The sequence below is a fragment of the Anatilimnocola aggregata genome, from assembly GCF_007747655.1.
GTDB lineage: Bacteria > Planctomycetota > Planctomycetia > Pirellulales > Pirellulaceae > Anatilimnocola > Anatilimnocola aggregata.
In genome coordinates this window covers 28,723-45,549 of the sequence record NZ_CP036274.1, presented here as the reverse complement: position 1 = coordinate 45,549, position 16,827 = coordinate 28,723, and the positions used below count along the sequence as shown (strand labels likewise).

The following is a 16,827-nucleotide window of genomic DNA, read 5'->3' as shown; positions in this document are numbered from 1 at the left end:
GGGCGTGGGACCCTCAACCGGCTCTCCGCGAGGAGTCGGCTGGGCCGTGCGGGATGGCAAACTGGCAGATGGCAATCGCCCACCCGGATGAGCTAGAATGGCGAGAACTCGCGCAGAAAAGTCCAGAAGGTCATGACACACAGCACGGTCACGAACCAAGCCTGTGATCGCCTGATCATCCAGCCCATGCGCAATGTTCGCCCTTTAGCGAATTCGCCCCGCCGTTGGCAAGCCATGCCTTGAACGACTTTTATGATCTGCTTTGCGGCTTGAATCGCAACCGCGGACTTCTCCAATCCAATGCACAACTACATGAAACCATTGCTCACGATTTTCCTCGCCGCGCTCATGCTTGCCACGGCTGATGCCGGCAATCCCGATGCTGAGGCGAGGGTAGAACCTAAGCTCGCCACGATGCGTGGGCTGACCAAGGATCGCAAGTGGAGCGAACTAATTGCGCAGTTCAAGAACGAGGACATCGCGGCGTGGAAAGATGTGCCGGATAGATCCGCCGAGGCAGCTGCTCTGCGTGGGAAAGCCTACATCGCGATCAAGGACGGAGTGAGTGCTGAGAAGGATCTCAAGCTTGCCGTCGAGCGCACTCCGAAAAGTGGTGAACGCTGGCACGAGTTGGGCGATCTCTATCGCGGTCTCTTGGCAAATGAGGCGCTCGCTCTCGCAGCTTATGACAAAGCCTTTGCGTATTCAGGCAAGTCTTTAGGTTGGCTGCCGATCAGTGCCACGATCAATCAAGCCTCGGTTCTCCTCAAGCAAGGCAAGCCGCAGGAAGCACGGAAGATCATGGAGCGCTACGACAGCTCCGATCTGGTGCAAATAGCTCCCGTGTGGGGCGACAAGATGCGGACGTTGAATGAGGCGATCGAGGAGAAACTCGGCTCATCGCGGCTGGTGATCGCCGACAAGGGCCGGAGCGATTACCAAATCGTGCAGCCTGACAGCTATCCTACGCCCGCCATCGCAGCCGACATGCAGCAAGTGGCGCGCTTGCTCCAAACCGCTTTCAAAGCCAATGGAGCGGAGTTAACCGTTGTGGCCGAAGCCGCCCGTGACAAGACCAAACCGGCCATCTATCTGGGCGCCACCGCTTTCGCGCGCAGTCATGGCGTTGAGTGCAAAGGTTGGAGCTTTGTCCACAAGACCGTTGGACGCGACCTCATCATCGCCGGCTGCGATGAGCCCGCGCCCGGTAGAGGTCCGAACACCTCCAAGGGGCCTGGCTTTAACCGAATCGGCTCCGCCAAGGCCGTGACGGACTTCTTGCAGAAGTACGTGGGCACGCGTTTCCTCTTCCCGGAGCAAGGTGGCTTTCTCCCGTTGAGCAACGTCTCCAAAGTGAATCTGCTCACCACGCCCACGATTGAGTATCTGCCCACATCGAGGATCGCGGTGCCTCCGGATCTCGACGTGAAGAAAACACCCTCGCTGGACTTCGATATCACGTGGCCCCCGACGGTCAGCTTCTATCATCTCGCGCAGAATCGTTTTCCGACGATCGACGCCACCTTCGGAGGGCACACTTGGCACCGTGCGGTCCCTTCGACCGAAGCCGACTTCGCCGCCCATCCCGAGCGTTTCGCACTGCTCGGTGGCAAGAGAACCATGACCGGCAGTGAAGCCCAGATTCAGTTCTGCATTTCCAATCCCGAAGTGCAGGAACTGCTCTACCAAGATCTCGAAAAGCACTTCAAGCAAGGCTTCCAAATCGTGGACCTTGGACAGCCTGACGGCTTTCGTGGCTGTGAGTGCGAAGCCTGCACCAAGCTTTACGGCACCGGTTCCGACTGGAGCGAGAAGGTCTGGATTCTCCATCGCAACCTCGCCGAACGCGCTCACAAAGCATTCCCTGACCGCACCGTTGCCCTGGTCGTTTATGCGATCACTGAGAAGTTGCCCAAGACCTTCAACCAATTCCCTCCCAACGTGCGGCTAGCGATGAGTGGCACACGCGATCACGAACTGGCCACTTGGCGGAACTTTGGTGCGCCCCAGGGATTCTCGACTTATCTCTACTACTGGTGCCCGAACATGATGCCCCGGTACTTCCCGATGCGCACGCCTCTGTATGTGGAGAACGCCGCGAAGCGACTCATGGCGGCCCAGGTCCATTCCATCGCGCGCGACGGCAACGGCGGCATCGCCTATGGGCTGGAGGGCCCGACCTATTACACGATGGGCCGAATGTTCGATGGCCCCGGCACACACACGGCGAAGGACCTCGTCATCGAGTATGTCAGCGCTGCCTTCGGCAAGGCGGCTCCTGCGATAATGGGGTTCTACGATCAGCTCTACAACTCCCTGGAAATCTACGCCCGCTACATGGCCACGCGCGAGGATGGTTGGGCCTTTAAAGACATGTATGGTCGCGGACATAAGCACCTTTCCAGTCCGGAGTCGATCATCGCCTTCCTATATCCCGTAGAGCTCATTCAAGGAATGGAAAAGCAATTGGCTCTGGCAGAGAAGGCCGAGCTTAGTCCCAAGGCGCAGACCCGCCTCGCGCTTGTGCGTGCTGAGTTCGAGTACCTTAAAGGCGTGGTCAACGCGGTGCATCTTTACAATGCCTACCAAATCTCGCCCGACGCCGCCTCGCTCGATCGACTGCTGAGCGCGATCGATGCCCGACGCAGCGCTGTCGATCAACTCTTTGCCAAGGGGAATGGGCTCAAGGGCTGGCCCTTCACGCTTTTCCCGCCTTCCGGTCATAGCGCTGATACGCTGAAGCTTAAGCACGACGGCTACCAGGAGCCTTACAAGAGCTCGTTTCTCAACTGGGACACCGCCGCCAAACGCAACGCTCCTCTGCCCAATGCGAAGCGCATGATTGCGGGCCTAACGAAAGACACCTTGACGTTGGACGCTCCTCAGTGGGACAAGATCCCGCCTCAGTTACTCGCTTCATCCTCGACAACCACAAATGTCCGCGCGATGTATGACGACACTCGTCTCTATCTCCGCTTTGACTGCGAAGTGCCACCGGATGCAACGGCAGAAGCGATCGAGAAAGAACGTGTCGAAGCTTATCTGATGCCAGCATCAGGCTCGCGAGTAACCTTCAAGTTCAGTGCTGGACTCAAACAGGCCTCGCGCACTCAGGCAGCCCGCGGATTGATCGAGGACTTGATGAACCTCGGCTACGACAAGTTCGATCCTTTGTGGAAAGCGGAATGGACTCATGCTGCCATGCATGATGCTAAAGCCAATCGGCTGACGGTGATGATGACCATCCCCCTGCGTTCTATACCGCCGGCAGCCGTGAAGTCGGACCAGAACTGGTTCGTCAACTTCCAGCGCGTCAGTCCAGCTGGAACCAGTGCTTGGTCGTTGATTCCAGGAGCGGCTGGCATCGAAGATCCTCGCAGCAATGGCGAGCTTTCCTTCAACAGCGACGGTACAGCGACAGCCAACCATCCGCTTAAGGCCGAACGCGAGAAGATCTACCGGGAGACATTTGAAACGCCCGCCGAATGGAAAGAACAGATCGCCAAGGGCCCGACGCTTGCCTTGAACGGTTGGAAGTTTCGCGCCGATCCGACAGAAGTGGGAACGAAGGACGAATGGTTCAAGCCAGCGAACAATTTGGAGTCCGATTGGCTTCCCATCCAGGTGCCCACCTTCTGGGAGGAGACGGAGGCGATTGGCAAACTCCTGGGCGACGGCTGGTATCGAGTCACCTTCAACATGCCCGCCGCTTCGCAAGGTAAAACGTTGCAGCTCATGTTCGCGGGTGTCGATGAGCAGGCCTGGGTCTATCTCAATGGCAAGCTCATCGGCGAGCACTCCGAGAAGTCGGAGAAGAAAGCCTACACCGCCTTGTATGATGAGCCGTTCATCGTCGAGGTACCGGCCAATCAACTGCAGGCCAAATCGCCCAACGTGCTGCATGTGCGCGTGCACAATCGGGCCGGAGCTGGTGGCATCTGGCGTCCGGTGCATGTGATTGAAACACTTTCCTCCAATGGATCAAAGTAACCCTACCATGAACCGGCGCAATTTCATCCAAACCATCGCTGCGTCTTTGTTCGCCGCGCCATTTCAGTTCCTACTTGCGCAACAGATCAACAATGCGTATCTCGACACGATCGGCTTGCAGCTTTACACCTTGCGTCATCAGTTGAAAGACGACGTGGTTGGCACGATCAAGGCCGTGAAGGAAATGGGCTACAAGCAGGTCGAGTCCTATGAGTTCCCCAACTTCAGAAAGCCCATTGAGGTCGCGAGGGACATTGGTCTTGATGTGCATTCCACGCATATCACTTGGAACTCGGTCTTTCATCCCGAAGACAAGACCGTGCCTCCCTTTGCCGAAGTGCTCGAAGAAGCGCAGGCGGCGAAGATTAAGCATTTGGTGATCCCCACGATCGAACTCAGGGACCGGCCGAACCTGGATGGCTACAAGCGCGCTGCCGAAAAGTGCAACCGCGCTGCCGCTCAAGCAAAGGCGGCGGGCATCCAGCTTGCGTATCACAATCACACCTTCGAGTTCGATCCCATGGAAGGGGGAAAGGCGGGCTACGACGTTTTGATGGAAGAGTTCAGCGCCGACATGCTGTTCGAGGTCGATGCGTTCTGGGTTCAGCTCGGCAAACGCGATCCGGCAAAACTGATCCGCTCACTGAAAGGTCGCGTGACGCAGGTGCATCTCAAAGATCTCACGGGCGGTGTAAAGTTGCCTGAGAAAATCGATGGCTGGTGGAGCCTGCCCGTCGAGGCGTTCGCATCGTTGGGTGATGGCATCATTCCCGTGAACCCGATCATCGAGGCGGCGAAGGAGGCGGGTGTTCAGTATTGCCACGTCGAGCAGGACCTCTCGCGCGATCCCCTGGCGAGCATTCGCCGAAGCTTGAACTACTTGCGATCCTAAAACTGAGAAGCCCAGACATGACTGCACCCAGCCGAACGCTCACTGCCACCCTGTTGCTTCTGATATCGATCACGGCAAAAGCTGACGAAGCCATCAAAGACGAAGCTCTCGCCGTAACAGCGCTCAACACCCAACCAGGTCCCGAGTATCAATCGGCGGCTCGGCTTTACCAAGGTGTGCCGACCATTGAGCGTGATGCCAAGTCAGGTCGGCTGTGGGCGGCTTGGTATTCGGGTGGACGCGAGGAGTCGAAAGAGAACTACGTCGTCGTGGTCACGAGTGGTGATGACGGTGCCACATGGACTGAGCCGGTGTTGGCGATCGATCCTCCCAACACCGTGCGTACCTTTGATCCCTGTTTCTGGACCACGCCAGATGGGCGTTTGATGCTGTTTTACTGTCAGAACAACGCGCCAAAGCAGTTGCACGATGGTCGCTGGGGTGTGTGGTTCACGATCTGCGAACATCCTGGGCGTGCCGATTCGTCATGGACAACACCGGTGCGAATCGCTGACGGCATCATGCTGAACAAGCCGACCGTGCTGCGAGATGGCACATGGTTGCTGCCCGTGGCTCACTGGAACGATCGAGCCCACGGTGCTGGAATCGTGCGGTCGCGCGACGAAGGCAAGAGCTTCACATGGATCGGTGGTGCTCCAGGCCGCAATGCCGAGTGGATTGGCAATGCCAGTGGCGGCGGCATGGAACACATGATCATCGAGCGCAACGATAGCACCCTGTGGATGCCGATGCGCATCAAGGACGGCATTGCGGAGACTACCTCGAAGGACGGCGGAGGCACCTGGAGTCCGCCTGTTCGCTCCGCTATCAACGGACCTGGCTCGCGCTTTCACATCCGCCGTCTGCGCTCCGGGCGCATCCTCATGATCAACCACGTTGGTTTCTTGCGAGAAGGATCGTTGCTCGCCCAACGCAGTCATTTGACGGCCATGCTCTCGGACGACGAAGGCAAAACCTGGCCGCACCGCATGCTGCTCGACGATCGCAGCCAGGTGTCGTATCCCGACGCCGTCGAGACTTCTGAAGGCAAGCTTTACTTTATCTATGATCGAGGCCGCTCATCAGATCGAGAAATCCTGTTGGCTACCACCAACGAAGCCGACATCATTGCTGGCAAACCAGGACCTGCCACGAAGCTACGCCAACTGATCAACAAGGCCACCGGCCAACGATAACTTACGTCACTCCAAGGCAACTCAACCAATGAACCACAAATCGCTCAACATCACTGCAACCCTGTTGTTTACCGCCACGGCCATGACCCATGCTTGGGCCGAAGATCCGTACAACTATAAGAAGCCGCGCGAGTCGCAGAACTGGACGACGATCTCGCTCAAGACCAAGACGGCCAACGGCCCCGACCTGCCGCTGGTGCTGCTCATCGGCGATTCGATTACCGTTCGTTACGCGGCCGAAGTCGGCACGGCACTCAAGGACAAGGCATACGTCTCCGTCCTCGGCTCCTCCAAGGCCGCGGACGATCCTGCTTTGCTCGACGAGATAAAACTCGTGCTGCGGCAGAATGCTTACTCCGTCATCCACTTCAATTTCGGACTGCACGGAAGCGCCGGAGATTTGCGAACCGGCTTGCCCGTGGTGATCGCCACGCTTAAGCGTCATGCACCCAACGCCAAACTCATCTGGGCCACGACCACGCCCTGCCAGAAAAAGGACGACGCACCAGACACGGATGTCATCGAAAAGAACCGAGTCGCCGCCGAGCCCATCGCCGAAGCAGGCATCGTCGTGGATGACCTTTACACGCTAGTAGCCAAGCATCCGACGAAGCTATGGGACGGTGGCGGCGTGCATTACACGGCGGAAGGAACCGCGATTCAGTCCAAACAGGTCGCGCAAGCCATCACGCCCTTGTTGCCTGTTGCGCCCGCAGCGAAGTAAATGCGAACTTCCTATCTGAATAAGATTCCACATATATATGACATGCTCCCCCCAGACTCCCTCACTCCCCGACGCCCGTCCGCGTTCCAACACTTTCCGTTGCGGCGGTCGCGACAACAATTTCCTCGCAGTCATTTCTGTCATTTTTATGACTGTTGGAATGGGAGGCAGTGTTTGCAGCGCAGATCATGCAGGTTCGCTTTCGGCAGGCATTGCCAAAGTGGATATTACTCCGGACGAGGCGTTCATATCTGCTAAAGGTGAGTCTTGGCGCTTGCCGGATCCACCGGCGGTTGCCGGTGGAAAGAAGACGCCCCCCGCCAACATCCATGATCCCATCTTCGCGCGGGTGCTGGTGCTCAAGAACGCCGAGACTTCCTTGGCGATCGTCTCCCTGGATCTGATTCTCTTTTCTTCAAAGAAAGTGATTACAGAGGCCAAGGCAAAGTGGAAGGTTGACCATGTGATCCTCAGCTCCTCGCATACACACACGTCGATGATACCCAGGGGACTGTGCCCGACCGGCGCCGTACGATCTTGGGGTTGGGACTATGTCCAGGACGACCCCGGAGTGACCGTGGATTGGCCAGGTTTGTCGGAGGATCCATGGTATGCCGCGACAGAGGCGAAGATCGTCGCCGCGATCGGTGAGGCCAGCACAAATCTCTTTCCGGCGCAGGTTGTGGCCGGGCGCGGGCCTTTTGAGAGCGCGTATATGGCGCACAACCGGCGACTTGTCGGCGCGGATGGAAAAGTCACCGATATGTGGGATAACCCGAAGCGACTACCGACCAAACCAATTGACCCGACGGTGGGGGTCATGCAGGTCAACGATCGCTCGGGCAACCCACGGGCGTTCCTGGTCCACTACGCCTGTCATCCCGTTGGGCTGATGGGGTCAGGGGTTCTTTCTCGGGATTTTCCCGGCGCCATGGTTGACTATGTGGAGCAGAAACTGGGCAGCGATTGCATGGCCATGTTTCTTCAGGGGGCGGCAGGCGATCTGGATCCTTACGACATGCGTCTGCATGGCGAACATGGTTTCAATTTGATGCGGCAAGCCGGAATCTCCCTCGGGAAGGGTGCCCTGCGAGTCGCAAGAACCATGAAATCACGGCAAGACGCGAGGAGTTCGTCTATCAAGGTGAAAGAGAACCTGGTGAAGCTGCCACACCGGAACGGTGACAAGGTTACGGAGGCGTGTGTCATGACCGCGGTGATCAACGACGATCTGGCGCTGGTGACCATTCCCGGGGAACCCTTCATTCAGCACCAACTCGATCTGACTGCAAAATCTCCACTCGCCAGCACGTTTCTCCTTGGTTATGCCTATTGTGGTGCTGGCTCGCCTTTTCTTATTTATGTGCCGACGGTCCAAGCCGTCAAAGAGGGCGGCTATGGGGCGGACGTGAACCGGTGCAGCTTCGTCTCCGGTGACGCAGGCGAACGGATGGTGAATACGGGGGTGACGGCAATCAAGCAATTGTTGGCACTGGACGGCACACCAACGGGAACGGAGAAGCCGTGAATCTGAAAACGGCCATTGAGTCCAGCCCCCTCACAGCCCGTCTGGTGAAAGAGAAGCGGCAGTTGCACTCGTCAACAGCGTGGCGAGCGCATTAGCAAATCCCCAGCAACAATCGTCAACTTTGTGATCGTCAACTTCGTGCCATCCAGCAGTCCAAGCCAATCAGTCGGGTCCAACGTGATGAAGTATTTCTTGTTCGTGCTGACCCTCATCACCTTCTCGCCCGCGAGCTTGTTGGCTCAGGCACCTAATCCCGGGCGGATCTCTGCCGCGGATCACAAGGTCGTGGAGTTACACAACCAGAAGGTCTCGATGCGCGATGGTATGTCGATTGCGCTCGACATCTATAGGCCCGCAGGCGACGGGCGTTTTCCTGCGATCCTTTGCCAGACGCCTTACGGCAAAGGGACGATGGCGGTGCGAGCACGATGGTTCGCTCAACGCGGTTATGTGGTAATCAACTCGGACGTGCGTGGTCGCTTTGGTTCCGAAGGCGAGTGGGATCCCTTTTCGCCGCTGCACAAATCCGACGGCTACGACTTGGTTGAATGGGTCGCGAAACAACCTTGGTGCAATGGCCGAGTGGGGACTTACGGGCAGTCCTATTTGGGCTGGACGCAATGGTGGACAGCCACGCAGGCACCGCCGTCGTTGAAGTGTATTGTTCCCGAAGTCGCGCCTCCGGATCAGTTTTTCAATGGCCCGTATCAAAATGGTGTTCTCGTGGGCTGGGCCATGGATTGGGCGGCTCTGATGGCGAATCGCACGATGAACGTTGTTGGCAAAGGTGCCTATGGTGGCTTTGCCGAAACTCGCGACGTCGATTACCGCCGCCTACCATACATCGACCTGGCAAAGCATCGGGGAGTTGGTCACGCAAAGTGGTTTGAAACCTGGATCAGACAGAACACGGCTGATGGCGACTACTGGCGGGCGATCGCCTATCAGACCCCTGAGCAATCAGCCCGCGTCCAAGTCCCATCACTGGGCATTTCGGGATGGTTTGATGCCAACTTCTCCGGCACGCCCTCTAACTACCTGGCGATGAAACAGCACGGGGGCACGCCCGAAGCACGGCAGGCACGCATGGTCATCGGTCCCTGGAATCACCAGATCAATCTCAGTCCCAAAGTGGATTATGCCGACTTCGGAGCCAGTTCGGTCATCGACTGGGATGGCTATGTGTGTCGCTGGTTTGACTATCATCTGAAGCAGATTGACAACGGTGTGCTTAAAGATCCGCCGGTCCACGTCTTCATTATGGGGCGAAACGAATGGCGCACCGCGAGCGATTGGCCGCTCCCCGAAACGCAGTGGACGAAGTACTTTTTGCACAGCGCCGGCAAGGCGAATGGCTCTGGCGGCGATGGGACTCTGAGCATCAACGCACCGGCCGACGAACCACCGGATGGTTACACCTATGATCCGACCGACCCGATGCCGTCGCCGCACTTCGTCAATGGGCATATCGCCGGCCCGCGCGACGTGCGACGGGCCGAGACGCGATCTGACGTGCTGATTTACACGACTCCCGTCTTGGAAGAAGAAGTGGAACTCGTTGGCCCGATCACCGCGAAGTTATTCGCGGCCACCAGTGCCCGCGATACCGACTGGATGATTCGCCTGATCGACGTTCACCCAGACGGTACAGCAGCGTTCCTTTGTGAAGGTGTGATGCGTGCTCGTCATCGCGACCCCGAGAACGAAGGTGCTTACAACCCCAGCCGACTTAGCACCATTGAGCCGAACACTATCTACCCATATACGATCGAGTTTTGGCGGGCGACCGGAAATGCCTTTGCGAAGGGGCACCGCCTCCGCATCGAAATCTCCAGCAGCTTCTTTCCGTATTACTTACGCAACCTCAATACCGGCGCGGACAATGTTGGACTAGAGACAGACTCGGTTGTCGCAAAACAAACGGTCTATCACGATCGAGACCACGCCTCGCATATCGTCCTACCCGTTATTCCTCGCCGTTGAACCTCCCGACATATCCACTTCGTTCACCTTCGGTTTGGAGGTTAATTTACCGCCGACAATCTCGAATACTCGACCTCAGCTTTTCGATGAACAATAGGACAATTCGAAATGAAACCCGCTTGGCATTGGACATTTTTATGGACCTGTAGCGTTTTGATCGTTTTCGCGAGTTACTCGCTTGCGGAGGATAGCTCTCACTTTCGAGTCGAATCGAATCTGCGTGCGAGCGTCGTGAAAATCGACATCACTCCGCCGGCTGATACACCTGTCGTCGGGCATGTTCGTCCGACGAATGGCGTGCGCGATCCGATTCGCGCCGGAGTTCTGTTGTTGGCGAATGAACAGACCCGGGCCGCGATTGTCACGCTCGACTTGATCAGCGCGTCCGGCGAGATGGTGGCCGCATTGCGCGATGTGATCGCTCTGAAAACGGAAATACCGCGCGAGAATATTATGGTCGCAACGTCGCACAACCACTCCGGTCCTGGCTGGTCACGTGAGTCAGCCTGGAGCCGCGAGATGGTCGCGAAACTCGGCGCTGCCGCTGGCGAGGCAGCTAAAACCATGCGGCCTGTGACTATCGGCTATGGGGAGGACCGGATTGACTTCAACATCAACCGCCGCAAAGTGATCGATGGACGTGCTCTCTTTCGACTTAATCCCGATGGCCCGTGCGATCATCGTGTGAAGGTGCTCCGCTTCGATGATGGGCGGACGCTCGAACCGATGAGCATACTCATGCACGCGGTCTGTCATCCGTGCGTATTCACCTGGGGCGACAAGCTCACGCCGCCATTTCCACAGGGTTTTCCCAAGATCAGTGCTGATTTCCCCGGCGAGGCACAAACGTTCGTCGAAACTGTTTACGGCCCAAAGACACAGACACTGTTCCTGCAAGGCTGCGCGGGAGACATTCGGCCCAACCTGCCCGGGGTCCCTTATCGCTGCGGCGACGAGGCGGACATCAAATGGACCGGCCGCAGCCTCGGTTGTGCTGTCGTGCGCGCCGCCGACCGCAGTGTCGTCCGTGAGGAGCTCGCCAAACGCAAGACGATCTATCCACTCAAGTGCGCCAGCAGCGTGATTGAACTTCCTGGCAAGAAAGAGCCACTCGCCTGTGAGATGCAGGCGATGCGTATCGGCGATTACCTGCTGCTCACCATCCCCGGCGAACCCATGGTCGAATATGGTTTCCAGATTGAGAAAGCGATTGCCGATCGGGCCATCCCCATTGTGATCGGCTACGCAAATGGCAACCTCGGTTACATCTGCACCGCCAAGTCACATGAGTACGGCGGCTACGAGCCGGAATCGTCCAAGTTACTTCCCGAGGCCGAGCCGTTGATTCTCAAAGAATTGGGACGACTCGCCGACAAAGCGCTCGCCGATATCTTTGAGTCGATTAAACCCACATCCAAATAGCACACGGTTCAATACTCCCGCAACCAACACAATGCAAGCCAATAACACCATGACGACTTGTACTGACGAAGTGGCGCGACGCGCGTACTGGGCCGAACAGATGCAACTCGGTTACGAACTGGTGCAGCAGATTCTCCCCTTCGAGGTCGCGGAGTGCGGCGAAGGCTTTGCATCGCTGCGCGACGCTGCGGAAACAGCAGGCATCGAGATGCTCTTTTCAGACACGAAGATCGCCGGAGAACTCGATCGCGTGTTCTTCATGCGCGAGAGTCTCGTTCAGGCCGTGATGGACGTCGGCCGCGACATGAACCAACGTGGCTGGATATTGAAGATCGAGGACGGCTATCGATCGTTAGAAATGCAAGGCTCGTTGGTGCGCAAGCCCGAACTGTTCGACAGCATTCTAAAAAAGTGCATCTGGGAAATCGGTGGCGAGATCCCGTCGGCCGAATTTGTTTTTCGCCGAGCGATCGTGCTCATTGCGAACATCCCGAAGATTGGCACACACATGTCGGGCTCAGCCATTGATGTTTCGGTCTTTCGACGCGACGAAGGCAGCGAGGTGTGGCGCGGGAGACCGTATCTGGAGATGAGCGAGCAAACGCCGATGCGATCGCCGTTTGTCGACGAGGACTCGCTCCGAAATCGGCTGGAAATCACCGCCATGCTCGAAGCGCGCGGCTTTGTGCATTTTCCTTTCGAGTTTTGGCATTTCAATCAAGGCGACGCGCTGGGGAATATCCTGAGCGGTCGAGCGGCTCCCGCGCGATTTGGGCCGGTGCATTGGGATCCTCGCACGAATCGAGTGACCCCGGTCGATGACCCGCTGAGCCCGCTCAATCCATTGCCGGTGATCGAGCGCGAAATTGCCTCGGCACTGCAACGAGCCACGGATCGTGTGGTCGTCGTGTAGCATTTCAATAACAAGCTGGGCGACTAAAAAGAAACGATCCAACGAATGTAATAACCACCCATCGCATGCTAACGCATCAACCTCGAACCCGTGTGTAGGATACGAACAACGAATTCAAACCGTCGTCGGCAGCGATCGCGCAATCCACGAACTTGCTGGAGCAAGGGAAGGTCGCCGAGGCGCAGGCGGAGATCCAGCGGATCGACGAAGCGAAGATGACGATCCCCGTTTACCGCGTCGCGCTGACAAAGGCCGTCGTCGCCACCCAAGAGAAACAGCAAGTAGAAACCTTCAACGGACACGTTATGCCGCTCCAACGTTCGCTTCGTCGCATATTGCTCACCGCCGCGTGCTGCTCGCTCGTGCTCTCGTCGAACTTTGCGCGCGCCGAAGTGAAAGTTACTGAGTCGGCCGAAGCGATTCGCTTTGAGGTCGATGGCAAGCTCTTCACCGAGTGGCGAACCAAGGACTGGGTTGCGCCGTTTCTTTATCCGATCGTCGGGCCGAACGGCGAGAGCGTCACTCGCCACTACCCGATGAAGGCGGGCATGCCCGGCGAAGAGCAAGATCATCCCTGGCACCGCTCGATCCGCTTCTCGCACAGCGACGTGAACGGCTTCAACTTCTGGTGGGCTCCCGGCAAGAAGCTCGCCGGCCATACGGCCGAGATCAAGCTGGAGAAGATCGAGCGGCTCACGTCCGGAGCGACAGGCGAAGCGATTTTTTGGAACGAGTGGCTCGGCGACGGCAAGCGATTGCTGCGCGAACGAGTCCGCCTCGCGGTTACGCCGCTCCCGCGCGGCGAGACGTTGCTCGACTACGACACCGAGCTACATGCCTCGGACAGCCCGTTGAAGTTCGGCGACAAGCGCGACGGCGGCCTCTTGGTACGCGTCGCCGGAACGATGAAGGCCGAAGACGAGAAGGGGAACAAGTTCGCCGGCTCCATCGTGAACAGCCAGGGCGACAAGAACGCCGACGCTTGGGGGAAGCGCGCCGAGTGGACCGATTACTTCGGGCCCGACGCCTCGGGGAAGACCGTCGGTATTGCGATGTTCGACCATCCGACGAATCTTCGCTTTCCTACTCATTGGCATGCCCGAACCTATGGGTTGATGACGGCCAACCGGTTCGGCACCGATCACTTCAAAGGAAACTACGGCGACCATCGGACGCTGATCTGCGCGCCGTCAAAAGGGGCGAACTGCCCGGCCTGCGCTTCGCACTCAGGGGACTATGAAATTTCCGCAGGCGGCAGCCTCACGCTGCGGCATCGCTTCTTTTTTCACCACGGCGACCCGAACTCCGGCGGTGTCGCCGAGCAGTATCTCGCGTACACGGCCGATCCCAAGGCGGCCGTTCTGGTGATGAAGTCGCTGCTGCAAAGCTACAAGTCTGGCTCGCTGGTCGATCGATATGCGGGCGTCGATTTCAGAGCGTGGCCGGCGGAGTTCGCGGCCGAGAAGAGCGAGGCGCTCCGGTTGCGAGCGGCCGCGTATTCCGTCGTCAAAAAGGGGACGCACGCCGAGGCCGACTACAAGGCCGCGCTCACGCTCGACCCGAAAGATCTGAGTGCTTGGATCGGCCTGGCGGACAACTATTTGAACGTCGTCGGCGATGGCGCGCAGGCGGTCGCCACGTATCGGAAGGTGATCGAACTCAGCGGCAAGAACGCAGGCTGGATGCCGCTGCACGCCACGCTCGCCATCGCCCGCGAAGCGATCGATCGCGCGAAGCCAGAGCAAGCTCTTGAGACTCTCAAGCAATTCGACGGAGTGACGGTGGCGCCGGTCTGGCGCGTGAAGATCCTGCGCATGTTCGGCCACGCGTACGCCGCTCAAGGCAACGAAGCGGAATCACTCGCCAAGTTCCGCGAAGCCCTCGAACTCGAAAACGCGAAATAGACTCGCCATGAACATCTTAAGATCGAATCTCGTTGTCGCCGTACCGTACATCGCGAAGTCCGGCATTTCCGATGGACGATCTTTACGCGCGCGTCGCGAAACATCCGACGAAGTCTTGGGACGGCGGCGCATTACACCGCCGAAGGCACCAAGCTTCAGCCGCAACAGGTCGCGTAAACGATCCGCGGCCGCTTACCCGCCGCAAGTACCGATCCAATCAAGAAATAACCGCATGAAAACGTTCGTCGTTTCCCTAATCGCGATCCTGATTCTCGCCGGCGAGACGAACGCCTCGCGCGGCGCTACGCCGCCGGCCGGCCGGCTCATGGCGGGCACGGCGAAGGTCGAGATTACGCCGGAGCCCCACACCGCGGTGAACATCGCAGGCATTCCGCTCGAACCGCGCGATTCGCTCTACGCGCGCGTGCTCGTACTCCGAAACGGCGACACCTCGGTCGCGATCGTGTCGCTCGATCTGATCGTGTTCGCGTCACGGAAGGTCGTGGATGAGGCGAAGGCCAAGTTCGGTGTCGATCAAGTGATCCTCAGCGCCACGCATACCCACGCCGGCATGAACCCGCGCGGCCTGCTCATCAAACCACCGGCGCAGCCCGACTGGACCCGACTGCCGCGTGCTCCGGCCGACGTGATTGACTGGCCGGCGCTGTCGGCCGATCCGTGGTACGCGGCAACGGAAGCGAAGGTGGTCGAAGCGATCGGCCGAGCGACGAAGTCGATGTTCCTCGCGCGAATCGTCTCCGGCAAAGGAACGTTCGAAAGTGCGTACATGGCACACAACCGCAGGCTCGTAAAGAACGGCCTCGCATCGCCTTTCTGGGAGAACCCTGATCGCAGGCCGACGAGTCCGATTGATCCGACGATCGGCGTCGTCCGGATCGAAGACCTCTCGGGCAAGCCGCGCGCGCTGGCGGTGCAGTACGCGTGTCATCCGGTGGCGACGATGGGTGCCGGCTCCGTATCGCGAGATTTTCCCGGCGGGATGGTCGACTACGTCGAAGAGCAGCTTGGGCCCGATTGCTTGGCGCTCTATCTGCAAGGAGCACAGGGGGACCTCGATCCGTATGACTTGCACAATCTGCGCGGCGAGAATCGATTCAACATTCCCAAGCAGGCCGGCATCTCGCTCGGCAAGCGGGCTCTGAATATCTCGGCTGATTTGAAGACGAAGCCCGAGAGCGCGCGGGCGACGATCGACGTTGCCGAGAGCCTGCTCACGATCCCGAATCGCAACGGCAGCGGTACGACCGACGTCGGACTGTTGACCGTCGTCGTCGACAAGAACCTCGCGCTGACGGCGATCCCCGGCGAGCCGTTTATCCAACATCAGCTCGATCTCACGCAGCTCTCGCCGCTGCCGAACACGTTCATTCTCGGTGTCGCATACTCCGGTCGCGGCTCGCCGTTCGTCGTCTATATTCCGACCGAGCAGGCAGTGCGCGAAGGAGGATACGGCGCGACGGAGTGCAGCTTCCTTGCCGCCGATGCCGGTGCGAAGATCGTTGTCGAGAGCGCGAAGAAGATTCAGGAGCTAACGAAAGCCGAGTCGCCCGAAAAGAAACCATGAAAGCGCCGAAAACCGCAGGGCAGCCCGTGAACACTCTCACCTCGACCTATAACTCGCGATACCATTTTCTCACGGACAAATATCATGCCCTCTCGATCACTTTCTCTTCTGGTCGTCGCGACGCTGCTATGTTTATCTTCGGAGGCACGCTCGGCCGAGCCCTCGATGACGTTTCGCGCCGGCGCGGCGACCAGCAACATTACGCCCTGCTGCGTGTCACGACCTTTAGCACTTTTGTGCGCGAGTTCTCGCCATTTTAGCCGATCCGGGCCGTTGATTGCCATCCGCCCGGTTGCTCTGCCGGTGGGGGCAATCATGATCGGGTGATGGCCACCGCAACTCGCACGCTACGTCGTTACGATCACCGTCTCCGGAATCTGGTCCGCACCACGCGGGACATCCACTGCGCCCTTCAACGAGGCGTCCCCCGTTCGACGGCCCGTGGCTGGCTGACGAAACCGGACGCCCCCGTTGTGACCGTCGATGCCGTCGACACGGACGTGTCTCAGCTGCAGCGGGAAATATTGCAGCTACGCAGACGTATTCAGAAGCTGACGGCGCTCCTACGGGTGTTGTTGGTTGTGTTCCGAATATCCGGCTAACCGCATGCAATCATAGCGGCGACTTGTTCGAGGGCCGAAAACGATTCGAATCAATCGACTCGCTTATTCCTCACATCTCTGGTCGTTG

The 16,827-nt window shown here is 58.4% G+C and carries 11 protein-coding genes; all 11 read left to right on the top strand.

Annotation, left to right across the window (positions count from 1 at the left end; all coding sequences use genetic code 11):
- The first annotated feature begins 312 nt into the window (after positions 1–312).
- The 11 genes from ETAA8_RS00185 to ETAA8_RS00135 all read left to right on the top strand — a co-directional run bounded on the left by ETAA8_RS00185 (position 313) and on the right by ETAA8_RS00135 (position 16,397).
- Positions 313–3,990: a DUF4838 domain-containing protein gene (locus ETAA8_RS00185; RefSeq protein ID WP_202921455.1), complete on the top strand. Its 3,678-nt coding sequence runs from the start codon at positions 313–315 to the stop codon at positions 3,988–3,990.
- A 7-nt stretch (positions 3,991–3,997) separates the two neighbouring features.
- Positions 3,998–4,882: a sugar phosphate isomerase/epimerase family protein gene (locus tag ETAA8_RS00180; protein WP_202921454.1), complete on the top strand. Its 885-nt coding sequence runs from the start codon at positions 3,998–4,000 to the stop codon at positions 4,880–4,882.
- Positions 4,883–4,899: 17 nt separating this feature from the next.
- Positions 4,900–6,078: a sialidase family protein gene (locus ETAA8_RS00175; protein WP_145083122.1), complete on the top strand. Its 1,179-nt coding sequence runs from the start codon at positions 4,900–4,902 to the stop codon at positions 6,076–6,078.
- 28 nt (positions 6,079–6,106) lie between these two features.
- Positions 6,107–6,802, top strand: coding sequence for an SGNH/GDSL hydrolase family protein (locus ETAA8_RS00170; protein ID WP_145083119.1), 696 nt, complete (start codon positions 6,107–6,109; stop codon positions 6,800–6,802).
- Positions 6,803–7,022: 220 nt separating this feature from the next.
- On the top strand, positions 7,023–8,330 hold the full coding sequence (locus ETAA8_RS00165) for a hypothetical protein (RefSeq protein ID WP_145083116.1): 1,308 nt from the start codon (positions 7,023–7,025) through the stop codon (positions 8,328–8,330).
- A 180-nt stretch (positions 8,331–8,510) separates the two neighbouring features.
- Positions 8,511–10,313, top strand: coding sequence for a CocE/NonD family hydrolase (locus tag ETAA8_RS00160; protein WP_145083113.1), 1,803 nt, complete (start codon positions 8,511–8,513; stop codon positions 10,311–10,313).
- Positions 10,314–10,544: 231 nt separating this feature from the next.
- Positions 10,545–11,735, top strand: coding sequence for a hypothetical protein (locus ETAA8_RS00155; RefSeq protein ID WP_202921453.1), 1,191 nt, complete (start codon positions 10,545–10,547; stop codon positions 11,733–11,735).
- Positions 11,736–11,784: 49 nt separating this feature from the next.
- A complete protein-coding gene (locus ETAA8_RS00150) occupies positions 11,785–12,648 on the top strand; it encodes a M15 family metallopeptidase (RefSeq protein ID WP_202921452.1) in 864 nt (287 codons plus the stop codon).
- Positions 12,649–12,800: 152 nt separating this feature from the next.
- Positions 12,801–14,552 carry a DUF6807 domain-containing protein gene (locus ETAA8_RS00145; protein WP_145083103.1) on the top strand — a complete coding sequence of 584 codons (1,752 nt, stop codon included), beginning with the start codon at positions 12,801–12,803 and terminating at the stop codon, positions 14,550–14,552.
- A 232-nt stretch (positions 14,553–14,784) separates the two neighbouring features.
- The gene (locus ETAA8_RS00140) at positions 14,785–16,137 is read left to right on the top strand and encodes a hypothetical protein (RefSeq protein WP_145083100.1); all 1,353 of its coding nucleotides are present in this window, start codon (positions 14,785–14,787) and stop codon (positions 16,135–16,137) included.
- Positions 16,134–16,397 carry a hypothetical protein gene (locus tag ETAA8_RS00135; protein WP_145083097.1) on the top strand — a complete coding sequence of 88 codons (264 nt, stop codon included), beginning with the start codon at positions 16,134–16,136 and terminating at the stop codon, positions 16,395–16,397. The genes ETAA8_RS00140 and ETAA8_RS00135 overlap by 4 nt, the downstream gene beginning before the upstream one ends.
- Positions 16,398–16,827: the final 430 nt, after the last annotated feature.